Source organism: Methylobacterium sp. HJ2 (genome assembly GCF_056431005.1).
Genome location: NZ_JBWJYM010000012.1, coordinates 129,045 through 153,892 on the forward strand (window position 1 = coordinate 129,045; position 24,848 = coordinate 153,892).

The following is a 24,848-nucleotide window of genomic DNA, read 5'->3' on the forward strand; positions in this document are numbered from 1 at the left end:
GCGGATCAGCGCCGCGGGCGCACCGGCCGCTGACCCACCGCCCAGTGCGGCGCGACCAGGGCGCGGGCGGTGAGGGCGGGCGCGTCGGCGTACATCGGCGCGCCGAGGAGCTGGCCGCTGCCGCGGCGCTGCGCGTGGAGCGAGCGGGGGTCGTGGTAGGGGTCGTTGACGTAGGAGCTCATGTGGCCGCCCCCGGCCTGCATGCGGTCCCCGCCGCTGCCCTCGCCCGCTTGGGCGAGGGACACCGAGAACGGCAGGGCGAGGACGAGGGCGGCGATGGCGACGCGGCGCGACATGGGGAGATCCTTTCTCTCGAACGATGGAGGGCAGGAGCGCGGGCGCCTCAGGCGCCGGGCTCCCGTCCGCTGAGAGAACAATAGGATCAGGTTTTAGCAATGTATGTGCGGATAAACACAAGTATAGCCCAAATATTTTAATCCGATCCGCGGCGAATACATGTGCCCGGACGCACATGCGGGGTGCCGGCGTCGACGAAGGCCGGGATTAAACGCGGGCGCGCCCGCCCGGTGCGCCCGGGCAGGGGCCGGCCCCGGCGCGGGCCGCTGGATCCGTCCGGGACGGGATGGCGCCGCGTTCCGGCGCAGGCGCAAGCCGCCCCGCCTCGCGAGACGGCGCGAGCGGGTGCGCCCGGCTCCCTCTCGCAGACGGGGCCGGGCGCGCGAGGCTCAGCCCAGCAGCTTGTCGAGGGTGATCGGCAGGCTGCGCACCCGCACGCCGGTGGCGTGCCAGACCGCGTTGGCGATGGCCCCGGCGGTGCCGGTGATGCCGATCTCGCCGACGCCCTTGATACCCAGCGCGTTCACGTGGGGGTCGTCCTCGTGCACGAGGATCGCCTCCATCGCGGGCGTGTCGGCGTTCACCGGCACGTGGTACTCGGCGAGGTTGTCGTTGAGGAAGCGCCCGGTGCGCGGGTCGAGCACCGCGTGCTCGTGCAGCGCGAAGGACAGGCCCCAGATCATGCCGCCGTAATACTGGCTCTGCACGAGGCGCGGGTTGATCACCCGCCCGGCCGCGAAGGCGCCGACGAGGCGGCTGACCCGGATCTGCCCGAGATCGGGATCGACCTTCACCTCGGCGAAGACCGCCCCGTGCGCGTGCAGGGCGTAGGAGGCCTGCGCCGCCGGGTCGGCCGAGGCCTTGCCCCTGGCCTCGACGCGGTCGCGGCCGGCCCGGCCCAGGATCTCCCCGACGCTCTCGCCCCGGCTCTCGTCGTCCCGGCGGACCAGGCGCCCGTCGCGGGCGACCACCCCGGCATTGCCGGCCCCGTACAGGGGCGAGGCCGGATCGTTGGTGGCGAGCGCGGCGAGCTCGGCGATCACCGCCCCGGCCGCCGCGTGGATCGCCCCGCCCGCGGTCGCGGTGTGGCCCGAGCCGCCCGCGATGCCGCCGTTCGGCAGGGTGGAGGAGCCCATCGCGAAGCTGAGCCGATCGAGCGCGATCCCGAGTCCGTCGGCGGCGATCTGGGCGAGCGCCGTCCAGGCGCCCTGGCCCATGTCCTGCGCGCCGATCTCGACGGTGCCGCTGCCGTCGGCGCGCAATTCCGCCCGCGCCTCGGCCTCGAACATCAGGGCCGGGAAGGTGGCGGTGCCCATGCCCCAGCCGACGAGGAGCCCGTCGGCGTCGCGCATCTGGCGCGGCGCCTGCGGGCGCCCGTCCCAGCCGAAGCGGGCGGCGCCCTGCTCGTAGCAGGCGCGGAGCGCCTTCGAGGAGAACGGCTTGCCGGAGATCGGCTCCACTTCGGCGTAGTTCGCGAGCCGGAAGGCCAGGGGGTCCATGCCGCAGGCGAGCGCCATCTCGTCGATCGCCGATTCGAGCGCCGCGCTGCCCGAGGCCTCGCCCGGCGCGCGCATGAACAGCGGGGTGCCGGTATCGACCCGCACCCCCTCGTGCCGCACCGAGAGGGCGGGGGCCGCGTAGAGGGTGTGGGTGACGCCGCCGCTCGGCTCGAAGAAGTCGTCGAAGCGGCTCGAGGCGGTGAGCGTGTGGTGGTCGATCGCGGTGAGCCGGCCCTGGTCGTCCGCGCCGAGCTTCAGGGTCTGGCGCGTCTCGGCCCGGTGGCCCATCGGCCCGTACATCTGCTCGCGGCGCGCCACGAGCTTGACCGGCCGGCCGACGAGGCGGGCGGCCATGCAGGCCAGCACCTGCGGCCCCGAGATCATGCCCTTCGAGCCGAAGCCGCCGCCGAGGAACGGGCTCTCGATCCGGATGTTGGCGGCCGGGATGCCGAACAGCCCGGCGAGCCGGCCGATGGCCATGGTCATGCCCTGGCTCGGGGTGTGGAGGGTGAGATGGTCGCCGTCCCATTCGGCGAGCGCCGCGTGCGGCTCCATCGCGTTGTGGTACTGCGCGGGCGTCTCGTAGACGGCCTCGATGCGCCGGGAGGCGGCGGCGAGCCCCGCCGCGACGTCGCCCGTGCCCTCCTCCGGCGGCTGGCCGGCGCCGATGGCGGCGGGCGTGAACGGCGCGCCCGCGTCGAGGCCGATGCTCGGCGTCTCGGCCGCGTAGGTCGGCGCCAGCAGCCGCGCGCCCTCGGTCGCCGCCTCCAGCGTCCGCCCGATCACCACCGCCACCGGCTGGTTGACGTAGCGGACGGAGGAATCCTGCAGCAGGTCGAGCCGGAAGGTGAAGGGGTTGTCCTTCTCGTTCGGGTCCTTGGCGAGCGTGGGCGCGTTCTCCGGCGTCATCACGGCGACGACGCCGGGATGCGCCTCGGCCGCGGCGACGTCGAGGCCGGTGACGCGGCCCCGGGCGATGCGGGCGACGCAGAGCGCGGCGTGCAGGGTGCCGGGCGGCAGGTTGTCGGCGGAAAAGCGCGCCTGCCCGGTGACCTTGAGGGGGCCTTCGCGCCGGGTGAGCGGCTGGCCGATGCTGGAGCCGTGGCGGGCGCGGGCTGCGGTCTCAGGCATGGATCGCTCCGGTGGCGTGCGAGAACGGGGAAGCGGGCAGCGCCGGCAGGCGCGCGGGCGTGCCGGCCAGGGCGAGGCGCAGCGCCCGCACCGCGACGCGGCGGGCGAGCTCGATCTTGAAGGCGTTCTCGGGGCCGGAGGGCTTGGCGCCGGCCACCAGCGCCTCGGCGGCGCGGGCGAAGGCCGCGTCGTCCGGCGCGGCGCCGGCCAGCGCGTCCTCGGCCGCGGCGACGCGCCAGGGCTTGAGGGCGAGCCCGCCCAGCGCGATCCGGGCCTGCCCGATCCGGTCGCCGTCCAGCGTCAGGGCGGCGGCGGCCGAGACCGTGGCGAAGGCGTAGGAGGTGCGGTCGCGGACCTTGAGGTAGCGGGCATGGCCGGCGAATCCCGCGGCCTCGGGCGGCAGGATCACCGCGGTGACGAGCTCGCCCGGCTCCAGCACGGTCTCGCGCTCGGGCGTCGTGCCGGGCAGCAGGTGGAAGTCGCCGATCGGCACGGTGCGGGTGCCCGCGCGCCCCGCGATCTCCACCGACGCGCCGAGGGCGGCCAGCGGCACGCAGAGGTCGGAGGGGTGGATCGCGATGCAGTGCTCGCTCCAGCCGAGCACGGCGTGGAGGCGCGTCGCCCCGCCGATCGCCTGGCAGCCGGCGCCGGGCTCGCGCTTGTTGCAGGGCGAGGCGGTGTCGTAGAAATACTGGCAGCGGGTGCGCTGCATCAGGTTGCCGGCCGTGGTGGCGGCGTTGCGCAGCTGTGCCGATGCGCCCGAGAGCAGGGCCTCGGCGACCATCGGGTAGGTTTTGGCGACGTGGGGATCGCGGGCGAGGTCGCTGTTGCGCACCAGCGCGCCGATCCGGGTCGCGCCGTCGGCCTGCGCCTCGATCCGGTCGAGGCCGGGCAGGCGGGTGATGTCGACGAGGCGGGCGGGCGTCGCGATCCCGCCCTTCATCAGGTCGAGGAGGTTGGTGCCGGCGGCGAGGTAGGCCGCGCCGGGCTCGGCCGCCGCCGCGACCGCCTCCGCGACGCTGCCGGCGCGGGTGTAGCTGAACAGGTTCACGCCGCATCCTCCCGCAGGGTGTCTCGCGCGGTGTCCTGCGCGCCGTGGGCGGCGACCACCGCCTCGGTGATGCCCGCATAGGCGCCGCAGCGGCAGAGGTTGCCGCTCATGCCCTCGCGCACCCGCTCGACGTCGATCCCGGTCTCGCCGGCCTCCCGCATCTCGCGCAGCAGCCCGACCGCGCTCATGATCTGGCCCGGCGTGCAGAAGCCGCACTGGAAGCCGTCATGGGCGATGAAGGCGGCCTGGACCGGGTGGAGCGCGTCGCCGCGCGCCAGCCCCTCGACCGTCTCGATGCTGGCCCCGTCGAGGCTGACGGCCAGGGCGAGGCAGGCGTTCACCCGCCGCCCGTCGACCAGCACCGTGCAGGCGCCGCACTGGCCGCGGTCGCAGCCCTTCTTCGAGCCGGTGAGGTGGAGGCGCTCGCGCAGGGCATCGAGCAGGGTGACGCGCGGATCCTCCAACACGAGGTCGCGCCGCTCGCCGTTCACGGTGAGCGTGAGGGGAATGCTCATGCGGGCTCCGGATCAGCCAGTCTGGAATGGCTAACAGGTAGCCCGGGCTTGGCCGGCGGCCAGAGGCGCGGCGTTTCTTCGCGCAGCCCGGCCGGGGCGGGGGGCGCCTACCGGCCCGCCTCCTTGCGCAGCGCCGCCACCAGGGTCTCGGTGAAGGCCTCCGCGGCGTCGCCGAACGCGATGCCGGTCTCGCTCGCGGTGACGAGGCCGCGGGATTCCAGCTCGGCCACGCCGTCCGGGTCGGCCTCGTGACCGGCTCCGTCCTTGCGGATCACCGAGGTGACGCGCTCCCCGCTGAGCAGGCGGTGATAGGCCGCGAAGGCGAAGATCGAGAGCGCCTTGTCGGAGAGCCCCTGCGTTCCGCCGTCCCGTGATCCGTCCGCCATGCGCGCCCTCCCGCGTTTCCGTACCCCCTCAACCGTCGAGGACGCCGCGGGCTCCCGCCAGCGTCGGCGCGCCGCGCCCCCCGCCGCTCCGCATCGCGCCGGGCCGCGATCCTTGTTAAGCTAGGCCCGTCATGACCTCCTCCGCGGATCTCGCCCTCCGCCTGCGCCAGCAGGCGATCCTGTCCGAATTCGGCGTCGAGGCCCTGCGCGGCGACGACGTCGACGGCCTGCTGCAGCGGGCGGCCGAGCTCTGCGCCGAGGGGATGGGGGCCGAGTTCTGCAAGGCGCTCGAGTACCTGCGCGGCGAGGACACGCTGCTGGTGCGCGCCGGGATCGGCTGGGCGCCCGACGTGATCGGGCAGGCCCGGGTCGGGGCCGACCTCGCCTCGCCCGCGGGCTTCGCCCTCAAGACCGGCCGCCCGGTGATCTCGAACCACCTCGCGCGCGAGACCCGCTTCCGCACGCCCCAGCTCATGGCCGATCACGGCATCCGGCGGGCGATCAACGTGCTGATCGAGAACCGCGACGGCGCCTTCGGCGTGCTGGAGGTGGACGACACCCGCGAGGGCATGTTCGGGGAGGCGGACATCGCCTTCATGCAGGGCTTCGCCAACCTGCTCGGCGGCGCGATCGAGCGCCAGCGCACGGAGAGCCTGCTCAAGGCGGCGCTCGCCCGGCAGGACCTGCTCGCCCGCGAGATGAGCCACCGCGTCAAGAACAGCCTCGCCATCGTGGCGAGCCTGCTCGCCCTCCAGGCCCGGAGCGCGGAGGACGACGCCGTGCGCGCGGCGCTGGTCGATGCGCGCACCCGGGTCGAGGCGATCGCCGGGGTGCACGACCAGCTCTGGCGGCAGGGTGACGGCGCGGGCGGCGACGCGGCGCCGGGCGAGATCGACCTCGCGCCCTTCCTGGGCACCCTGATCGCCAACCTGCAGAGCGGGGCGCCGCGCCACCGCCTCGTCTGCACGGTGGATCCGCTGAGGATCTCCGCCGATCAGGCGATCCCGATCGGCCTCCTCGTCAACGAGCTCGTCACCAACGCAATCAAGTACGCCTACCCGGATACGGTGGATCCGGAGACCGGCGAGATCCGGGTGAGCACCGCCCTCGCGGACGGGGCGCTCGTCCTCGACGTCTCCGACGGGGGCGTCGGCCTGCCGGAGGATTTCGACATCACCCGGGCCTCGCGCAGCCTCGGCATGCGCGTCGTCTCGAACCTGAGCCGCCAGCTCGGGGCGACGCTCACCCTGCCGCGCGAGGAGCCCGGCGCGCATTTCCATCTCGTCGTTCCGATGCCGGGATAATCTCCGGATCTGGGTAGATCCGGACGCGAAAACCGGGCAAAAGTGGCAATCAGGCGGCCCCGGAGAGGGCACGCCCCGCGCCGGATCCCGCATCCGGGCCGGGGCTCGAGCGGGGAGGGTCTTGCGTGTTCCAGCGGCGGCGCCGCCCGATCCTGCTCACGGGGGCGATCCTGGTCGCGGCCGCGCTCGCCGCGCTCGCCCTCACCGAGACCGGTGCGGGCTGGCGCGCCCGCGCCGCGCCCTACTTCGCCGACCTGCGGGCGCCCGCCTTCCTGGCCGATCTGCGCGCCGCGCCCGAGGCGCCGCCCCTGCCCGCGCCGCGCATCGCGGTCGAGGACGGGCGCACGGTGGTGCGGCTGCGGCCCGAGGAGCGGGTCCGGGTCGGTCTGGAGACCGCGACGCGGCGCTCGGAGGCCCACCGGCAGGAGCTGCAGGCCTACGGCGTCGTCCTCGACATCGCCCGCGTCACCGAGTTGACCAACGCCTACGCCAACGCCCGGGCCCAGCTCCAGACCGCCCGGGCCAAGATCGAGGTCTCGGGCAGCGCCGCGCGCCGGGCGCGCAATCTCGGCCAGTACGCGACGCCGGTGCAGGTGGAGACCGCGGAGGGCACCTACCAGACCGATCAGGCCGCCCTGATGGCGGCGGAATCGCAGCTGCGCACCCTCGAGGCCACCGCCCAGCAGGAATGGGGGCCGGTGATCGGCAAGGCGATCGTCGCCCGCGCGCCCGCGGTGACGCGGCTGATCGAGCGGGCCGACTTCCTGATGCAGGTGACGCTGCCGCCGGGCGAATCCCTGAGCCGGGCGCCGGAGGCCGCCTTCGCCGAGGTGCCGCCGCAGAGCGCGCGCGTGGCCCTGCGCTTCGTCAGCGCGGCGACCCGCACCGACCCGCGGGTGCAGGGCCAGAGCTTCTACTACCTCGTCGCCGGCGAGAGCGGCCTCCTGCCGGGCATGAGCACCCTGGCCTTCCTGCCCTCGGAGCGCAGCGTCACGGGCATCCTCGTGCCGGAGGACGCGGTGGTGCACGGGCAGGGCGGCACCTGGGTCTATCGCGGGCTGGGGGAGGGGGCCTATGTCCGCCACCCGATCCGCTCCGACCCGCCGATGTCGGAGGATGCCTACGTGGTCGAGGGCCTGCCCGACGGCACCGAGATCGTGCTCAAGGGCGGACAGGCTCTGCTCTCCGAGGAGCTGAAGAGCCAGATCCGGGTCTCGGGCGACGATGACGATTGAGAGCCGGGCGCGGGACGGCGGGGCCCCGCAAGCCGCCGCAGGCCCGCAAATCGCCGCCGGCCATGAGCAACCGGCCGCCGGGCCGCAGGCCGCCCTCGTGGGCGCCTCGGTGCGGATGCCTCGGGTGGTGCTGGCGCTGGCCTGCGCCCTTCTGGTGTTCGGGCTCTACGCCCTGCGCAGCGCCAAGTACGACGTCTTCCCCGAGTTCGCACCGCCCTCGGTGGTGATCCAGACCGAGGCGCCGGGCCTCGACCCGGAGCAGGTCGAGGTCCTGGTCACCCAGGCGATCGAGGTGGCGGTGAACGGGCTCTCGGGCCTCGAGACCCTGCGTTCGTCCTCGATCCAGGGCCTCTCGGTGATCACCGCCGTGTTCAAGGCCGGCAGCGACGTCGATCGGGTGCGCCAGCGGGTGGGCGAGCGGCTGGTGGCGCTCACCGGCCGCCTGCCGCAGGGGGTGATGCCGCCGGCCATGACCGCGCTGACCTCCTCGACGAGCACGGTGCTCCTCGTCGGGCTGACCTCGGAGACGCGCGACGACCTCGACCTGCGCACGATCGCCGACTGGACCGTGCGCCAGCGCCTCCTCGCGGTGCCGGGCATCGCCCAGGTCTCGGTCTACGGCGGCGGCGTGCGCTCGCTCCAGGTCCAGGTGCGCCCCAACGACCTCGTGCGCTTCCGCGTCGGCCTCAACGACGTGCTGGCCGCCGCCCGCAAGGCCACCGGCGTGCGCGGCGCGGGCTTCGTCGACACCGCCAACCAGCGGGTGGTGCTGCGCACCGAGGGGCAGGCGCTGGACCCGGAGGTGCTCGGCCGCACGGTGCTGATCAACGAGGGCGGGGCGAGCGTGGTGCTGGCCGACGTCGCCACCGTGCGGGCCGCCGCCGAGCCGCCGATCAGCGCGGCCCTCGTCGACGGGCGGCCCGGCGTGCTGCTGATGGTGGGCGCCCAGGTCGGCACCAACACGCTCGAGGTCACCGACCGGGTCGAGGCGGCGCTCGCCGACCTCAAGCCGGCGCTGGCCCGCGACGGCATCGCCCTGCGGCCCGACCTGTTCCGGCCCGCCAACTTCATCGCCATCGCCAACGCCAACGTGCTGCAGGCCCTGGCGCTCGGCGGCGGCCTCGTGATCATCGTGCTGTTCGTGTTCCTGGCCGACTGGCGCACCAGCCTGATCAGCGCGGTGGCGATCCCGCTCTCGCTGATCGCCGCCGTGCTGGCCCTGATGGCGGCGGGCGAGAGCCTCAACACCATGACGCTCGGCGGCCTCGCCATCGCCATCGGGGAGGTGGTGGACGACGCGGTGATCGGCGTCGAGAACGTGGTGCGGCGCCTGCGCGAGCACCGCGCCCGGGGCGAGGCGACGCCGCTGGCGCGGGTGGTGCGCGACGCGATCCTGGAGGTGCGGACGGCGGTGGCCTACGCCACCTTCGCGGTGCTCCTCGTCTTCGTGCCGGTGCTCTCGCTCTCGGGCGTCGCCGGGCGCCTGTTCGGCCCGCTCGCGCTCGCCTACATCCTCGCCGTCGTCGCCTCCCTCGCCGTGGCGCTGACGGTGACGCCGGCGCTGAGCCTGCTGCTGCTCGGCGGCAGAGGGGCGGGGAGGGGGACAGGGCAGGCCGTCTCCGAGCCGCCCGTGATGGCGTGGTCGCGGGCGCGCTACGCCGCCCTCCTGGCCCGGATCGGGCGGCACCCGCGGGCCATGATCGCCGCCGCGATCCTGGTGACGCTCGGCGGCGCCGCGCTGCTGCCGACGCTCGGCGGCACCTTCCTGCCGGACCTGAAGGAAGGCCACCTGATCCTGCACATGGCGGGCGCGCCCGGCACGTCGCTGCAGGAATCCCGGCGCCTCGGCACGCAGATCACCGGGGAGCTCCTGAAGATCCCCGGCATCCGCTCGGTCGCCTCGCAGATCGGCCGGGCCGAGGCCGGCCAGGACACGGCCGGCACCCATTACAGCGAGATCCACATCGATCTCGATGCGGGCCTCGACGGGGCGTCGCAGAAGCGGGTCGAGGCGCGGATCCGGGGGCTGGCGGCGGGGTTTCCGGGCGCGGCCTTCTCGCTCAAGACCTTCCTGACCGAGCGGATCGAGGAGACGGTCTCGGGCTTCACCGCCCCGGTGGTGGTCAACCTGATCGGCAACGACCTCGACCGGATCGAGGCGGCGGCCCGCTCGGTCGCCCGGGAACTGGCCGAGGTGCGCGGCGCCCGCGACGTGCAGCAGGCCTCCCCCGCCGGCATGCCGCAGGTCAACGCCTCCCTGCGCCCGGCGGACCTGCGCCATTGGGGCCTCGAGGCCATCGAGGTGCTGGAATCGGTCCGCACCGCCTATCAGGGCGACGTGGTCGGGCAGAGCTACGTCGGCAACGCGGTCTTCAACGTCATCGTGATCCTCGACGAGCGGGGCCGCGGCCGCCTCAGCGCGCTGGGCGACCTGCCGCTGCGCACGCCCGGCGGCCGCTACATCCGGCTGTCGCAGGTCGCCGACATCTACGAGACCACGGGGCGCTACCAGGTGCAGCACCAGGGCGCGCAGCGGGTGCAGGCGGTGACCGCCAACGTGGTCGGCCGCGACGTCGCGGGCTTCGTCGCGGCGGCGCGGCGCAAGATCGCCAAGGAGGTGCGGCTGCCCGAGGGCGTCTACGTCTCCTTCGCGGGCTCGGCGGAGGCGCAGGGGCAGGCGCGGCGCGACCTCCTGGTCCATTCCGCGCTGGCCGGCCTCGGCATCGTGCTGCTGCTGGCCGTGGTGACGGGCTCGGGCGCCAACCTCGCCCTCGTCCTCGTCAACCTGCCCTTCGCCTTCGTGGGCGGCGTCGCCGCGGTGGCGGCGACCGGGGGCGTGCTCTCGCTGGGCTCGATCGTCGGCTTCGTCACGCTGTTCGGCATCTCGTTGCGCAACACCATCATGATGATCGCCCATTACGAGCATCTCGTCACGGTGGAGGGCCGGCCCTGGGACGGCGCCACGGCGATTCACGGCGCCGCCGACCGGCTGGTGCCGATCCTGATGACCTCGCTGGTGACGGGCCTCGGCCTGATGCCGCTCGCGCTCGGGGCGGGCGAGCCCGGCCGCGAGATCGAGGGCCCGATGGCGATCGTGATCCTGGGCGGGCTCGTCACCTCGACGGTGCTGAACCTCGCGATCCTGCCGGGGCTGGCTTTGCGCTTCGCCCGGTTCCGCTCCGATCGCCACGCGGGCGGGGCGCCGGACGCGCGCATCGGCGCGGCGCTGTGACCCGGGTCTCCGCGGAGCGCGGCCCGCGCCGCCCATCCGGGGCGATCCGGGGCGCGGCCCGGGGCAGGCCGTTCCGGGACGGAGGCGATGCCGGCTTGCCGGAACCGGCCTCCGCCCCGCGCGGGCTGCCCGGATCCTGCTCTATGATGGCCCCGCAACGGAGGCACCCCGCCATGCATCCCCCCATGCACCCCCCTACGCAATCCGCCCTGCGCCCGTCCCTGCTCCGGGGGCCGCTCAGGGCCCTGGCCCTCGCCGCGCCCCTGGCCCTCCCGGCCGCGTCCGCCGGGTCGGCACCGGCTCCCGTCCCGCCGCCGATCGAGCCGCCGGCCGCCGTCGCCCCGCCTCCATCCGCGCCCGCGCCGTCGCCGCAGGGCCTCCCGACCTTCCCGATGCTGCGGGTGGTGCCCAAGGGCGAGGTGCGGGCGATCGCCTTCTACGCCTCGCTCAACCCCGACTGCTCGGTGATCGGGCCGGTGGTGATCCGGATCCTGGCCAAGCCCGCGCACGGGCGGCTGAGCACGGAATCGGGCGAATCGTTCCCCCGCTACGCGCCGAGCGCCCCTCTGGCCGCCTGCAACAGCCGCAAGGTGCAGGGCCAGCGGCTGCTCTACGAGCCGGAGGAGGATTTCGAGGGGCTCGACACCTTCAGGATCCTGGTGATCAACGCCGACGGCACCGGCTACGAGACCGAGGCCAAGGTCTCGGTCCGCTGACAGGCGCGCCCGTTGCCGGCGGGCGCGGCACCGTCACGAGACCCGGACGAAGGCGCCGGCCGGCACCGGGCGCGCCGACAGGGGCCCGGGGGCCGGCCCCGGCAGTGCGTCGGCGCTGCGGAAGGTGTTCCGGCCGGCGGCCTTGGCGGCGTAGAGCGCGTGGTCGGCCCGGGCGAACAGGTCCGGGCCCGGGCCGTTGCGGGCGAGCCCGACCGAGGCGCCGAGCGGCAGGACGGTCCCGTCCAGCACGACAGGCAGGCCGAGGGCCGCCACGATCCGCCCGGCGAGCTGCCCGGGCGCGTCCCGGTCGAGCCCGGGCGGGAGCAGCACCGCGAACTCGTCGCCGCCGATCCGGGCCACGAGATCGGCCGCGAGTCCGGCCCCCGCGCAGGTGCGGGCGAGCCGCGCGGCCGCTTCCGTCAGGCATGCATCCCCGGCGGCGTGGCCGAAGCGGTCGTTGATCTGCTTGAACCCGTCGAGGTCGACGAGGAGCAGCGCCCCGCCCGCCGGCCCGGCCGCGCGGGCGTGGAGCCGCGCGTCGAAGGCGGCGCGGTTGGCAAGGCCCGTCATGGCGTCCCGCTCGGCGCACCGCCGCAGGCGCTCGATCTCGATCCGCTCGGCGGTGACGTCCTGCTTCGTGCCGAACAGCCGGACCGGGCAGCCACCGGCGCTGGCGAGCGCGGCCGTGACCCGGATCCAGCGGCGCTCGCCCCGCGGCGTCGCGATCTCGGCATCGAGCCGGAAGCCGCGCCCCGCGGCGAGCGCACCGCCGCGCACCTGCTCCAGCAGCGCGCGCGAGCCCGGGGCGAAGCACTCGACGATGGCGTTCCGGCACAGGCGCGCCCCGCGGGGCAGGCCGAACAGGTCGTAGGTGGCGTCGGTCCAGGTCAGCCGCTCGTCGGAGAGGCGGCACTCCCAGGCCCCGATCCGCGCGGCGGCGGCGGCCTGCGCCGCCAGTTCGTCGAGCCCGCCGCCCGCGCCGCGGCCCGCCGGCCGGTCGGCGCGGGCGGGATCGACGGGGCATTCGGCCACGGCTCGGCTGCCGGGTTCCAGGCCGGAGACGCGGGCGCTCACGAGGCCGGTGTGCCGAGGCGGGGAGGGGCGGAGATGGGCAGGATCGGCCTCGTCCGACATACGGGCTCGCAGGGCTGCGTCCGCAGGTTTCAGGCCCCCGCACCATGCAAGGCCTGCGTTAAGAAAGCTTTGCCCCGCCCAGGACTTGGTCCCCACGCGGTGCCAAAGCGCGGCGGGAGGCCGCGTCCGGATCGAGCCGAGCTTTATTTTAGATCGATTTAAAACTGTAGTTTAGAAGTATTCTGTTTTTGTACTGCGGATATTCGCTGGCCCCGCGCGATTAAAAGCCCTAGATCTCCGGCGCATGGGCAAGCTCAAGCCGATCTATCTCTACCGCCTACGCATGCTCCACGCGGCACCGCGCTTCTACGCGCCCCAACCCATCAATCGTTACCTGGAAAAGCGCGGGCTGATCCGGCCGACCGGCCGTACCCATCCCGACCAGCGCCACGCCGAATACGCGATCACCGAGGCCGGCCTGCGCGCGCTCGAAGCCTCGGTCTCGGGGGGGCAGCCGGGGCTCGACGGCGCCTGAGGGGCCGTCTGCTCCAGTCCTGCGCGGACGCAACCAAGATTTGCAATAAAAACAAACGCTCGTTCGGCGTGCATTCGGCCGCCCGTGCGCGGAGTGGAGCGGGGTAAAAAAATACATCATCCAAAGCAAGATTTTCCCGATCCGAGATCTATCAGGCCACAGCCGTCGATCCGACCGGACTGCAACTTTTCCGGGACAGCAATGCATTCTGCGCACGCGTCGAGGCATATCTGACCAATCATGCGTTACATTTGCGCCAAAGACTCCCAGAAAAATACCGATTGCATTCGGACCTTCAAAATAAACCCTTGACCGTGCCCTGTGCGAGATCGATCTTCCCCAAACAAGCGCATTGCACCTGTAACGGACGGGATCATGGAACAGCAGAACGTCGACCAGATCGAACTGGTCGTCGAGATCGTCGCGGCCTACGTGGCGAACAACTCGGTCCCCTCAACGGACCTGCCGGCCCTGATCGGGAGCATCCACGCGGCCTTGCGCGATCTCGCCCGGCCGGGCGCGTCCGAGACGCAGGCCGTCGAGAAGCTGACGCCGGCCCAGATCCGCAAGTCGATCTCGAACGACAGCTTGCTCAGCTTCGAGGACGGCAAGCCCTACAAGACGCTGCGTCGCCACCTCACCCTGCGGGGCCTGACGCCGGAAGCCTATCGCGAGAAGTGGGGCCTGCCGCGCGACTACCCGATGACGGCGCCGAGCTACTCGGCCCAGCGCTCCGAGCTCGCCCGCGCGCTCGGCCTCGGCCAGCAGCGCCGCAAGAGCCGCGCGCCCGCCGCCGAGCCCGAGCCCGCCCCGGCCGCCGAGGCGCCCGCCGCGGAGGCACCCGCCGCCAAGCCCCGCGGCCGCCGCAAGGCGCAGGACGCGCAGGCGGCCGAGTAGGACGGCCCGCGGCGGGTCTCCGCGGGCGGGCCGGGCGCTCCCGAACGGGGGCGCCGACCGCGACCCTCAGGCGCCCGCCAGCGCCCGGCCCGGCCCGCGCCGGTCCATCCCGCTCCGCGTGAGGCCGCTCCGGCTCAGGGCGATGAGCAGCCCCGAGATCGTCAGGCCGTCGCAGGTCAGGCCGAAGGCCGATCCGACGAGCAGGTTGTGGCCGGCCCAGCACAGGGACGCGGCGAGGAAGAGGCGGCGCATCGTCCCGAGATCGCCCTGCAGGCGCGCGCGGGTCGCGAGCAGCGCCCCCGTCCCGGCATAGGCCGAGGGCCAGCCGTTCCAGGTCGCCGCGGTGAGGGCGAGCACGCCGAGGAAGCTGCCCGCGAAGAGCGGGACGAACCAGGCCGGGCGCCGGTCGCGGCCGCCGAACCGGGCCGCCAGCAGGCTCTGCAGCACCGAGACCGCACACATCGCCGCCCCGGTGACGGCGCCGAGCCTGAGGAAGTGGAACCCGAAGGCGGCGGCGCAGGCGGCCGAGGCCAGCAGGATCAGGGCCGGGCGCGGCATCAGGCCGGCGAGAAATCCCAGGGTGAGGCCGAGCAGCCCGAAGACGTCAAGATGATCCTCGACTGCATTGGCGACGATCGTGACTGTCTCTGGCAGGGTCATGGCGCGCTCGGGGCCGCGCCGGATCGGCGCTGGTCTGTCCACGACCGGCTAGGACCGGATGGTAACCCGAAGGTTAACGACCCCGATGCCGGGCCCGCGGCGTTGCGCGCGGGCCGCACTTGCCGAGGCAGCGGATCGGGGGCCGTGCCTTTCCCGGATACAATCCTCTACACAGGCGCCACGGGCGGATCCCTCGCCCCTGCCTCGAGGAATGCTCCCCGCCGTGCGCCCGGACGACGCCACCCTGATCGCCCCCGAAGCCTCCGAAGCCCCCAGGGGCCTCGCGACCGAGCAGGGCTTTCCCCCCGCGATGCCGCCGGAGGCCCCGCTCGCCATGCCGGTGCAGGATCTCGCCCGCTTCGAGGCCGGCGCCGCCCGCAGGCCGGTCCGGCCCCGGCGGGCGCCCCTCGCGGCCCGGCTCCTCGTCTTCGGCGGGGCGCTGGCGCTCACCGCCTATGGCGGGCGGCAGATGTACGAGACCGTGTCGGTCTCCGGCAGCCCGACCCTGCTCCAGTACGTCCTGGTGGCCTTGTTCGTGCTCACCTTCTCGTGGATCGCGCTCGCCTTCACCAGCGCGGTGCTCGGCTTCTGCGTTCTGCTCGGCCGCCCCGCCCTGCCGGCCCTGCCGGCGCGGCTCGGGGGCCGCACCGCGGTCCTGATGCCGGTCTACAACGAGGCCACCGCCCGCACCTTCGCGGGCGTCGAGGCGATCCGTGAGGCCGTGGAGGCGACGGGGCTCGGCGACCGCTTCGACTGGTTCGTGCTCTCCGATTCGACGCAGGCCGACGCCTGGATCGCCGAGGAGCGCGCCTTTCTGGAGCTGCGCGGCCGCCTCGGCGCGCAGGCCCGGCTCTATTACCGGCACCGGCCGAAGAACCACCACCGCAAGGCCGGCAACATCGGCGATTTCGTCACCCGCTGGGGGGGCGCCTACGACCACATGCTGGTGCTCGACGCCGACAGCCTGATGAGCGGCGAGGCCGTGGTCCGCCTCGCCGCCGCGATGGAGGCGGACCCGGATGCCGGCATCATCCAGTCGCTGCCGCTCATCATCAACCGCAACACCCTGTTCGCCCGCGTCCAGCAATTCGCCGCCCGGATCTACGGGCCGGTGATCGCCACGGGCCTCAGCCACTGGTCGGGCCGCGACGGCAATTACTGGGGCCACAACGCGATCATCCGCACCCGCGCCTTCGCCGAGTGCTGCGGCCTGCCGGACCTGCCCGGGCGCCCGCCCTTCGGCGGCCACGTGCTGAGCCACGATTTCGTGGAGGCGGCGCTGATCCGGCGCGGCGGCTGGGACGTCTTCATGCTGCCGACGCTGCCCGGCTCCTACGAGGAGAGCCCGCCCTCGCTGATCGACGTGGCGGTGCGCGACCGGCGCTGGGCCCAGGGCAACCTCCAGCACAGCCGCATCATCGGGGCCGCCGGCCTGCACTTCGCCTCGCGCCAGCACTTCGCCACCGGCATCGCCGGCTACGTCGCCTCGCCGCTCTGGCTCTGCCAGCTCGTGGTCGGCATCGCGCTGGTGCTGCAGACGGCCTACGTGAAGCCCGAATACTTCGCCCAGGAATTCGCGCTCTACCCCGTCTTCCCGCGCTTCGACCCGGTGCGCGCGCTGCAGCTCTTCGGGCTGACCATGGGGGTGCTGCTCGCCCCGAAGGCGCTCGGGCTGATCCTGGCGCTGCGCGACGCGCCGGTGCGCCGGGCCTGCGGCGGGGCGGGCCGGCTCGTCGGCTCCTGCCTGATCGAGATCCTGCTCTCGGCGCTGATCGCCCCCACCGCGATGCTGATCCAGTCCGGCTCGGTCATGGGCATCCTGCTCGGGCGCGACACCGGCTGGAACCCGCAGCGGCGCGACGACGGCTCGATCCCGCTCCGCGACATCGTGCGCCGCCACCGCTGGCACACCCTGCTGGGGATCGTCTCGGGCGTGGCGGCCTTCGCCATCGCCACCTCGCTCTTCCTCTGGATGTCGCCGACGATCCTCGGCCTCGTCCTGGCGATCCCGATCTCCTGGGCGAGCGGGCAGCTCGGCTTCGGCCTCGCGCTCAAGCGCCGGGGCCTGCTGATGACGCCGGAGGAGCGCGACCCGCCAGGCATCGCCGTGCGGGCGGGCGCCCTCGCCGCCGACAACGCCGAGGCCGGCCTCGACGAGGCCGACGCGCTCCGCGCCCTCCACGCCGACCCGGATCTCGCCGAGGCCCATGCCCGCATGCTGCCCCGCGGGGCATCGCGGCCGCGGGGCGAGATCGTGCCCGACCACGTCATCGCCCAGGCCAAGCTGATGGAGGCCGAGACCGTGGCGGAGGCGATTGCCTGGCTCGGACCGAAGGAGCGCATGGCGCTCCTGCACGACCGGGCGCTGCTCGACCGGCTCGGGCGGCTCTCCGGCTAGGCGGGGAGCCAGGTCCGCTCATCCGGGATCCCGCCCGAGACCTGCCGCGCACGCGCAGCAGCCTCCCGCCCCGGGCGGTGGGCATCGGCACGGCGCCTGCCATGTTCGGGGCATCCCGCATCGCACAATCCGCCGGTCCCCGGGCCGCGGCCGTGCCGCCCGAGAGGGTCCCGCATGATCTCGCTCCCGATCCTGGCGCTCGCCATCGCCTCCTTCGGTATTGGCACCACCGAATTCGTCATCATGGGGCTGCTGCCCGAGGTGGCGGGCAGCTTCGGCGTCACCATCCCGCAGGCGGGCTACCTCGTCTCGGGCTACGCGCTCGGCGTCGTGGTCGGGGCGCCGCTGGTGGCGATCGCCACGGCCGGGCTGCCGCGCAAGACCGCGCTCATCGCCCTGATGGCGACCTTCCTGGCAGGCAATCTCGGCTGCGCGCTGGCGCCGAGCTACGGCCTCCTGATGCTGGCGCGGGTCGCCACCGCCTTCGCGCACGGGGCCTTCTTCGGCATCGGCGCCATCGTGGCGCGCGATCTGGTGCCGCGCGAGAAGCGCATTCAAGCGGTGTCGCTGATGTTCTCCGGGCTGACGCTCGCCAACGTGCTGGGCGTGCCCTTCGGCACCGCCCTGGGTCAGGCGCTGGGCTGGCGCTCGGCCTTCTGGGCCGTGGTGGCGATCGGCCTCGCCGCGCTCGCGGCGATCCAGCTCTACGTGCCGGCGGGGCTGCCGGGCACGCGCGGCGGCATCGTCCGGGAGTTCCGCGCCCTCGGGCGCTGGCCGGTCCTGAAGCCGATGCTGATCTCGACGCTCTCCTCGGTGAGCCTGTTCACGGTCTTCACCTACATCACGCCCTTCCTGGTCGGCGTCAGCGGCTTCAGCCCCGGGGCGGTCACCGGCGTCCTGTTCGGCACCGGGATCGGGCTCACGGTGGGCAACCTCGTCGGCGCGCGGCTCGCCGACCGCAACCTGCTCGGCACCGTGGTCGGCGGCTTCCTGGGCATCGTCGCGGTGCTGGTGATCCTCACCCTGGTCGCCCAGTCGCAGGCCGCGACGGTGGCGGTGCTCGTGCTCTGGAGCGCGCTCGCCTTCGCCCTGGTCTCGCCCCTGCAGATCTGGGTGGTGGAGGCGGCGAGCGACGCCCCGAACCTCGCCTCGACGCTGAACCAGGGCGCGTTCAACCTCGGCAACGCGACCGGCGCCTGGCTCGGCGGCCTCGCCCTGACGCTCGGCGCCGGCTACGGCCGGCTCCCGCTCATCGCAGCGGCCGTCGCCCTCCTCGGGCTGGGCCTGACGCTCGGGGCGCTGCGGGCCCGTCCGGCCCTGCAGGCCTCCTGAGACCGGGGCTATCCTGCATGGGTCGGCGCAAAAGCGTTAGTATTTCGTCAACGCCATGCGATTGTAGCATGGGTCGGCCGCTCGCACGCTGATTGTTGCGCCGCACCATCGGACGCATTGTCCAGTCCGACACTCACCGCCACCGCGAGCCCGACCATGAGCGCGTCCCCTACTCTCAGCCCCGCCTTCGCCGCGGCCACCCCGCGCCGGACCGGCCTCTTCGCCCGGATGATCCGGGTGTGGCTGGAGCATCACCAGCGCATGCTCGAGATGGGCATCGAGCCGCTCTAGGTGTTGATCCTCAACAGGTTGTCCTCGGTCAGGCCGAGGCGGCTGACGGGTGTCGTGCCGTTGATGCCGCCGTGCGGGCGCTGCCAGTTGTAACGGAAGAGGAAGGCAGGCAGGTCCGCGCGGCGCTGTTCGGAGGTGTCGTAGGCGCGCGCGTAGGCCCATTCGCGCAAGGACGTCTGGACGAAGCGCTCGGCCTTGCCGTTGGTCTTGGGTGTGTAGGGCCGGGTGCGTGCGTGGCGGATGGTCAGGCGCCGCAACGCTTTGGCGTAGCGTCGGGATTTGAAGGCCGGCCCGTTGTCGGTCATCACACGCTCGACCGCGATGCCGTGGCGGCGGAAGAAGCGGAGCGCGCTGAAGAGGAAGGCGAGGCAGGAGGCTCGGGTCTCGTCGGGCAGAATCTCCGAGTAGGCCAGGCGCGAGTGGTCGTCGACGGCCAGGTGCAGGTACTCCCAACCGATGCCGCGGCCTGAACTCTGCCGGGTGCGGTCGCCGGTGATGCGGTGGCCCACCCGCTCGAAGCGGCCGAGTTTCTTGATGTCGATGTGGATCAATTCGCCCGGCTTGTCGCGCTCGTAGCGGCGCACGGGTTCGGGCGGTTCGAGGTCGCGCATGCGGCTCAGGCCGCACCGGCGCAGCACCCGACTGATGGTGGCCGGCGAGACGGCGAGATCACGGGCGATCTGCGCGCCGGTCAGGCGTTGCCGACGCAAGGCCACGATAGTCGCCTGCGTCGCGACCGGGGTCGGGCGGTGCAGCGTGTGCGGCCGCGAGGAGCGATCCTGCAGCCCGGCGGCACCTTCCGCGGCGAACCGGGCGACCCACTTGCGCACCGTCTTGGGGCACACGCCCATCGTCGCGGCCACCGCCTTCGGGTTGAGGCCGCTCCGGGCCAGCCGTACCAGCCGCTCTCGACCCGAGGGCGTCAAGCGCGCATTCTGGTGGATGTTCATCCGGTCTCTCCGGGATCGTTGAAGCTTCGCAACTCCAGCGTCCTCGGTTCAGACCGGATGGACAACCTCCTGAAAGCTCACATCTAGGCCTCGAGATCGCGCCTCCGCCGAACCGGGTCCTCCCGCGGCGGACGGCACCCGCGATGGACGGCACCGGCCGTGAAACAGGCCGGCTGCCCGGGCGTGTCCTGGGCGGGTCCTAGGCTATCCGGCAGGCGAGGCGACCGGCATGCGGATCACTCGGCCGCGCCGGTCACGCCCGTCCCGATCATACCCGCGCGAGATCACCGAGCAGGCTCGCGGCCACCGTCGCCTTCGAGACGGTGAGGCCCGAGGCCGCGATCGCCTCGACCGCGTTGCGGATGCGAGCCAGGCCCGCGCCGCGGGCGTTGGTCCAGGCCTCGACCGCCTCCGGGCCGGCGCCGACATCCCCCACCACCTCGGCCGTCAGCGCGCGCTGCGCCCGGCGGATGCCCGCCACCGCGCGCTCCAGGGCGATGCGGTCGAAGATGTCGGTGACGGGGGCCTTGCGCGCCTCGCCCGCCAGGGCATCGAGGCGGAAGGCCCGCTCCAGCGCGAAATGCGTCGCGGCGATCTCGGAGACCGGCCGTCCGCTGGTCTCGGCCACCCGCACGATGTCGGGGGCCGAGGTCAGCGCCCGCAGCGCCGCGAGGCGGGACGCGGAGGCCTCCGCCAGCCCGAGGCCGACGAGTTCGGCCGCGCGCGCCGCGAGGTCGTCGCGGGCCTGGGCCGCGAGCACGTCGGGCAGGGCGGCCAGCACCGCGCTCACCCCGTCGCGGTAGCGCGCCACCACCGGGCTGATCCCGCCCGAGAGGTCGAGCTCGCGGATGAACCAGACGATGCGGCCGGTGAGCAGGTCCTGCACCTCGGCGTAGAGGTCGAGCTGGGCCTGGCCCCCGATGCGGCCGGCGAGCCCGTCGATGGCCTGGTTCAGCTCCATCAGCCCGAAGGCGTCGCGGGTGACCGCGTAGGCCTTGGCGATGGTGGCGGCGTCCGCCCCGGTCTCGTCCACGAGGCGGGTGACGAGCGAGGGACCGCCCCGGTTGACGATGATGTTCGAGAGCGCGGTCGCGATGATCTCCCGGCGCAGGCGGTGCCCCTTCACCGCGTCCGGGAAGCGCTCGCGCAGGGCGACGGGGAAGTATCGCTGCAGCTCGCGCTCGAAATAGGGGTCGTTCGGCACCGGCCCGGCGAGCAGCGCGTCGTAGAGCGAGAGCTTGGCGTAGGCCAGCAGCACCGCGTATTCGGGCCGGGTCAGGCCCTCGCCGCGGCGCAGGCGCTCACCGAGCGTCGCGTCGTCGGGCAGGAACTCGACCGCCCGGTCGAGCCGCCCCTCCGCCTCCAGCGCCTGCATGGTCCGCATGGCGAAGCCCGTCTCGCCCGCGCCCCGCTTCAGGGCGAGCGACAGTGCGAGCGTCTGCAATTCGTTGTTGCGCAGCACCAGCCGGGCGACCTCGTCGGTCATGGCGGCGAGCAGCTGGTTGCGCGCCTCCGGATCGAGCCGCCCGTCGCGCTCCGGGATCATCAGGGCGATCTTGATGTTCACCTCGACGTCCGAAGTGTTGACGCCCGCCGAGTTGTCGATGGCGTCGGTGTTGAGCCGGACGCCCGCGCGCGCCGCCTCGATGCGACCGCGCTGGGTCAGGCCGAGATTGGCGCCCTCGCCGACGACCTTCGCGCGCAGCTCCGTGCCGGCGATGCGGACCGCGTCGTTCGCCCGGTCGCCCGCGTCGGCGTCGGTCTCGGTCGTCGCCCGCACGTAGGTGCCGATGCCGCCGAACCAGAGCAGGTCGACGGGCGCCTTGAGGATCGCCTGCATCACCTCGGCGGGCGAGGCCTCGGCCCGGTCGAAGCCGAGCGCCGCGCGGATCTCGGGGGAGAGCGGGACGGTCTTGGCCGAGCGCGGGAACACGCCGCCGCCCGTCGAGATCAGGGCCTGGTCGTAATCGGCCCAGGAGGAGCGGCCGAGATCGAACAGGCGCCGCCGCTCGGCGAAGCTCGCGGCGGGATCGGGGGTCGGATCGAGGAAAATGTCGCGGTGGTCGAAGGCCGCGACGAGGCGCAGGCTCCGCGAGAGCAGCATGCCGTTGCCGAAGACGTCGCCCGACATGTCGCCGACGCCCGCCACCGTGACGGGGTCGGCCTGCACGTCCACGTCCATCTCGCGGAAATGGCGCCGCACCGCCTCCCAGGCGCCCCGCGCCGTGATGCCCATGCCCTTGTGGTCGTAGCCCTGGCTGCCGCCGGAGGCGAAGGCGTCGCCGAGCCAGTGGCCCTTCTCCAGCGAGAGCGCGTTGGCGATGTCCGAGAAGGTGGCCGTGCCCTTGTCGGCGGCGACCACGAGATAGGCGTCGTCGGGATCGTGCCGCACGGTCTGGGCGGGGGGCACGATCCGGCCGTCGACGATGTTGTCGGTGAGGTCGAGGAGCGTGCGGATGAAGATCCGGTAGCTCTCGGTGCCCTCCGCGAGCCAGGCGGCGCGGTCCGAGGCCGGAGGCAGGCGCTTGGGGAAGAATCCGCCCTTGGCGCCCACCGGCACGATCACCGCGTTCTTGACCTGCTGGGCCTTCACCAGCCCCAGGATCTCGGTGCGGAAATCCTCCGGCCGGTCCGACCAGCGCAGGCCGCCGCGGGCGACGTAGCCGTAGCGCAGGTGCAGGCCCTCGACGCGGGGGCTGTAGACGAAGATCTCGAAGAAGGGCCGGGGCAGGGGCATGTTCGCCACCTCGGCGCAGGCGAACTTGAAGCTGATCGTCTCCCGCGGACCGCCCTCGGGCGCCTCCTGGTAGAAGTTCGTGCGGATCGCGGCCTCGACGAGGTTGACGAAGCGGCGCAGGATCCGGTCCTCGTCGAGGCTCGTCACCGCGGCGAGCCGCTCCTCCAGCAGGGCGCGCACGGCGGCCTGCGCCTCGGCCCGGTCGCCCTCGCGGGCGGGGTCGAAGCGGGTGGCGAACAGGTCGACGACGCCGCGGGCGATCTCGGGATAGCGGGCGAGCGTCGCCGCGAGGTAGTCCTGGCCGTAGCGCACGCGGAGCTGGCGCAGGTAGCGCCCGAGCGCGCGCAGCAGGGCGGCGGCGCGCCAGGGCAGCTCCGCCTCCAGGACGAGGCGGTTGTAGCCGTCGGATTCGGCGCGGCCCCCGCCGATCGCCAGCAGCGCCTCCTCGAGCGGGCCTTCGAGCCGCGCGAGGTCGATCCCGGCGCCGGTGGCGCGCTCCAGCAGCATGTCGTGCAGCCAGACCTGCCCGCCTTCGCCCGCGAGCCGGTAGGTCCGCTCGTTGATCACCCGGAAGCCGAGATTCTCCAGGGCCGGGACCCGGTCGGAGAGGGGGAGGGCGCCCCCTTGCGAGAACACCTTGAGGCGCATCTGGGCCGGCGGGTCGCCCTCGCGGCGCCCGAGCCCGACGGCGCGGGGATGCTCGGGGTCGAGCCGCTCCAGGATCGCGATGTCGGCCACCGCGAGCGCGGCCGCGAAGGTCTCGCGGTAGGCCGCCGAGAAGGTCTCGGCGTAGCGGGCGTGCAGGCGGCGGGCCTCGCGCCCGTCATAGGCCTCGGAGAGCGCCGCGCGCAGGGCGTCGCCCCAGGTCCGCACGAGGTCGGCGACGCCGGCCTCCAGCACCTTGGGGTCGCGCTCGGGCGCGTCCGCCTCGGGCAGGCCGACGATGAAGTGGATGCGCGCGAGCGGCCCCTCCGGCAATTCGGGATAGGTCGCCGAGAGCCGGCCGCCGTGCTCGGCCGCGAGGTAGGCGCCGATGCGGGCGCGCACGCTCGAATCGTAGCGGTCCTTGGGCACGTAGACGATGAGCGAGACGAAGCGGCCGAAGCGGTCGGCGCGGGCGAGCACCCGCACCCGCGGCCGGTCGGCGAGATCGACGATGGCGAGGGCGAAGCGGGTCAGGCGCTCCACGCCGATCTGGTAGAGGTCGTCGCGCGGGTAGGTCTCCAGCACGGCGAGCAGGCTGCGCCCGGCATGGCTCGTGGGGTCGAGCCCGGCGCGCGCCACCACCGCGGCGACCTTGCGGCGCAGGTAGGGCACCTCGCGGGCCAGCGCCGTATAGGCCGCGGCGGTGAACAGGCCGACGATCCGCACCTCGCCGGAGAGCCGGCCCTCGGGCGAGAACAGCTTCACGCCGACATAGTCGAGATAGCCCGCCCGGTGGACCCGGGAGCGGGCGCTCGCCTTGGTGATGATCAGCGCCTGCGGCTCCTCCAGGAAGGCGCGGATCTCGGGCGTCATGTCGACGAGGGCGCGCCCGCGGCGCAGCACCGCGAGGCCCGGATCGCGCAGCACGCCGAGGCTGACCGCGTCGCCCGGCGCCTGCCCGGTGAGGTCCTGCTCGCGCAGGCCCAGCACGATGAAGTGCCCGTCGCGCAGCCAGGCCAGGAAGGCGCGGGCCTCCTCGATCTCCTCGGCGGCGAGGGGGGAGGGGCCGTGGCCGTAATCGGCCGCCAGATGCTCCAGGCGGGTGAGCATGGCGCCCTGGTCGTCGCCCGCCACGATCACCTCGCGGTAGACCTGGGCGAGGCCGGTCCAGAGGCGGTCGCGGGCCTCGCCCGCGTCCAGGCGGTCGAGATGGATATGGATCAGGCTCTCGCGGTCGAGGGCGCCGCCGGCATCCGCCGTGGTCTCGCCGACGACGCGCAGGAGGGCGCCCTCGGCGTCGCGCTCGACGCCGAGGATCGGGTGGGCGACGAGGAGCGGGGCGAGGCCCTGCTCGGCGAGTTCGGCGAGCGTGGAATCGAGCAGGAAGGCCCGGTTGTCGTTGACGACCTCCAGCACGGTCAGGTCGCGCGGGCGCCCGTCGCGCATCACGGTGACGTCGCGCAGGCGCAGATCCGCGGGGGCGCCCGGCCGGCGCGGCTCGGCGAGGAGGGCGCGGGCGGCGGAGGCGAGGTCCGCCAGGGCCTCGGCGGGGTAGGGGGCGAGATCCTCCGGCGGCACCCGCCCGTAGAGGTCGCGGACGAAGCCGCCCCGCCCTCCCGTCTCGCCGATGCGGCCGGCCGCCGCCTCGATCAGGTCGCTCCGGGCCGATTTGGCCTCGGGGCTCGCCAGGGCGGTCGCGGTTTCCAGAGCCATCGTCACTCCCCCCGAATCGGGATCGGCGCCTCAGGTTGGCGTAGGGGAGGGCGACCGCCAAGTCGATGCAGGTCCCGGGACGCCCCTGACGGATCGGAGCGGCTGACACCGGCGCCGGCGCCCAAAGCGGACCGTGAAGGTTCCGGAGTGTGGCCGCGAAGCCGTCGTCAGGACGCGCGTCGCGGTCTAATCTCGCCCCCGGCCCGCCCGGCGGCGGCCTGCCCGGTTCGGGCCCTGGCGGTTCGGGGGA

Annotated in this window: 18 protein-coding genes; 9 read left to right on the top strand and 9 right to left on the bottom strand. The window is 73.6% G+C overall.

Translation table 11 applies throughout. The features are described from left to right. Positions 1 to 5 precede the first annotated feature (5 nt). From ACS5RC_RS24045 to ACS5RC_RS24065, 5 genes are all read right to left on the bottom strand, one after another. A complete protein-coding gene (locus ACS5RC_RS24045; RefSeq protein ID WP_478346446.1) occupies positions 6 to 296 on the bottom strand; it encodes a hypothetical protein in 291 nt (96 codons plus the stop codon). 390 nt (positions 297 to 686) lie between these two features. After that, a complete protein-coding gene (locus ACS5RC_RS24050; RefSeq protein WP_478346447.1) occupies positions 687 to 2,927 on the bottom strand; it encodes a xanthine dehydrogenase family protein molybdopterin-binding subunit in 2,241 nt (746 codons plus the stop codon). After that, entirely contained in the window at positions 2,920 to 3,978 is a 1,059-nt protein-coding gene (locus tag ACS5RC_RS24055) for an FAD binding domain-containing protein (protein WP_478346448.1), read from the bottom strand. Before ACS5RC_RS24055 ends, ACS5RC_RS24050 begins: the two co-directional genes overlap by 8 nt. Further along, positions 3,975 to 4,493 (bottom strand): (2Fe-2S)-binding protein, encoded by a 519-nt coding sequence (locus ACS5RC_RS24060; protein ID WP_478346449.1) that lies wholly within the window; start codon positions 4,491 to 4,493, stop codon positions 3,975 to 3,977. Before ACS5RC_RS24060 ends, ACS5RC_RS24055 begins: the two co-directional genes overlap by 4 nt. A 107-nt stretch (positions 4,494 to 4,600) precedes the next feature. Further along, positions 4,601 to 4,879: a hypothetical protein gene (locus tag ACS5RC_RS24065; protein ID WP_478346450.1), complete on the bottom strand. Its 279-nt coding sequence runs from the start codon at positions 4,877 to 4,879 to the stop codon at positions 4,601 to 4,603. A 131-nt stretch (positions 4,880 to 5,010) separates the two neighbouring features. Here ACS5RC_RS24065 and ACS5RC_RS24070 point away from each other — a divergent pair, with 131 nt between their 5' ends. From ACS5RC_RS24070 to ACS5RC_RS24085, 4 genes are all read left to right on the top strand, one after another. Then, positions 5,011 to 6,183 carry a sensor histidine kinase gene (locus ACS5RC_RS24070; RefSeq protein WP_478346451.1) on the top strand — a complete coding sequence of 391 codons (1,173 nt, stop codon included), beginning with the start codon at positions 5,011 to 5,013 and terminating at the stop codon, positions 6,181 to 6,183. Between the two features lie 125 nt (positions 6,184 to 6,308). After that, a complete protein-coding gene (locus ACS5RC_RS24075; RefSeq protein WP_478346452.1) occupies positions 6,309 to 7,418 on the top strand; it encodes an efflux RND transporter periplasmic adaptor subunit in 1,110 nt (369 codons plus the stop codon). 115 nt (positions 7,419 to 7,533) lie between these two features. Continuing rightward, the gene (locus ACS5RC_RS24080) at positions 7,534 to 10,650 is read left to right on the top strand and encodes an efflux RND transporter permease subunit (RefSeq protein WP_478346474.1); all 3,117 of its coding nucleotides are present in this window, start codon (positions 7,534 to 7,536) and stop codon (positions 10,648 to 10,650) included. 185 nt (positions 10,651 to 10,835) lie between these two features. Further along, positions 10,836 to 11,366, top strand: coding sequence for a hypothetical protein (locus ACS5RC_RS24085; protein ID WP_478346453.1), 531 nt, complete (start codon positions 10,836 to 10,838; stop codon positions 11,364 to 11,366). Positions 11,367 to 11,399: 33 nt separating this feature from the next. Here the strand turns inward: ACS5RC_RS24085 and ACS5RC_RS24090 are convergent, their stop codons facing one another. Continuing rightward, on the bottom strand, positions 11,400 to 12,440 hold the full coding sequence (locus ACS5RC_RS24090) for a diguanylate cyclase domain-containing protein (RefSeq protein ID WP_478346454.1): 1,041 nt from the start codon (positions 12,438 to 12,440) through the stop codon (positions 11,400 to 11,402). A 304-nt stretch (positions 12,441 to 12,744) separates the two neighbouring features. On the opposite strand from ACS5RC_RS24090, the gene ACS5RC_RS24095 reads away from it, so the two are divergent. Then, on the top strand, positions 12,745 to 12,975 hold the full coding sequence (locus tag ACS5RC_RS24095) for a hypothetical protein (protein ID WP_478346455.1): 231 nt from the start codon (positions 12,745 to 12,747) through the stop codon (positions 12,973 to 12,975). A gap of 375 nt (positions 12,976 to 13,350) precedes the next feature. Continuing rightward, the gene (locus ACS5RC_RS24100; protein ID WP_478346456.1) at positions 13,351 to 13,872 is read left to right on the top strand and encodes a Ros/MucR family transcriptional regulator; all 522 of its coding nucleotides are present in this window, start codon (positions 13,351 to 13,353) and stop codon (positions 13,870 to 13,872) included. A 66-nt stretch (positions 13,873 to 13,938) separates the two neighbouring features. On the opposite strand, the gene ACS5RC_RS24105 is transcribed toward ACS5RC_RS24100, so the two are convergent. Continuing rightward, positions 13,939 to 14,532: a YgjV family protein gene (locus ACS5RC_RS24105; RefSeq protein WP_478346457.1), complete on the bottom strand. Its 594-nt coding sequence runs from the start codon at positions 14,530 to 14,532 to the stop codon at positions 13,939 to 13,941. Between the two features lie 310 nt (positions 14,533 to 14,842). Here ACS5RC_RS24105 and mdoH point away from each other — a divergent pair, with 310 nt between their 5' ends. The 3 genes from mdoH to ACS5RC_RS24120 all read left to right on the top strand — a co-directional run bounded on the left by mdoH (position 14,843) and on the right by ACS5RC_RS24120 (position 18,553). Next, positions 14,843 to 16,930 carry a glucans biosynthesis glucosyltransferase MdoH gene (gene mdoH, locus ACS5RC_RS24110; protein WP_478346475.1) on the top strand — a complete coding sequence of 696 codons (2,088 nt, stop codon included), beginning with the start codon at positions 14,843 to 14,845 and terminating at the stop codon, positions 16,928 to 16,930. A gap of 174 nt (positions 16,931 to 17,104) precedes the next feature. Next, positions 17,105 to 18,262, top strand: coding sequence for an MFS transporter (locus ACS5RC_RS24115; RefSeq protein ID WP_478346458.1), 1,158 nt, complete (start codon positions 17,105 to 17,107; stop codon positions 18,260 to 18,262). Between the two features lie 156 nt (positions 18,263 to 18,418). Then, positions 18,419 to 18,553: a hypothetical protein gene (locus ACS5RC_RS24120; protein ID WP_478346459.1), complete on the top strand. Its 135-nt coding sequence runs from the start codon at positions 18,419 to 18,421 to the stop codon at positions 18,551 to 18,553. On the opposite strand, the gene ACS5RC_RS24125 is transcribed toward ACS5RC_RS24120, so the two are convergent. Both ACS5RC_RS24125 and ACS5RC_RS24130 read right to left on the bottom strand, forming a co-directional pair. Next, positions 18,550 to 19,503 (bottom strand): IS481 family transposase, encoded by a 954-nt coding sequence (locus ACS5RC_RS24125; protein ID WP_478346460.1) that lies wholly within the window; start codon positions 19,501 to 19,503, stop codon positions 18,550 to 18,552. The two genes, ACS5RC_RS24120 and ACS5RC_RS24125, sit on opposite strands and share 4 nt — an antisense overlap. A gap of 268 nt (positions 19,504 to 19,771) precedes the next feature. Next, positions 19,772 to 24,598 (bottom strand): NAD-glutamate dehydrogenase, encoded by a 4,827-nt coding sequence (locus tag ACS5RC_RS24130; RefSeq protein WP_478346461.1) that lies wholly within the window; start codon positions 24,596 to 24,598, stop codon positions 19,772 to 19,774. Positions 24,599 to 24,848 lie beyond the last annotated feature (250 nt).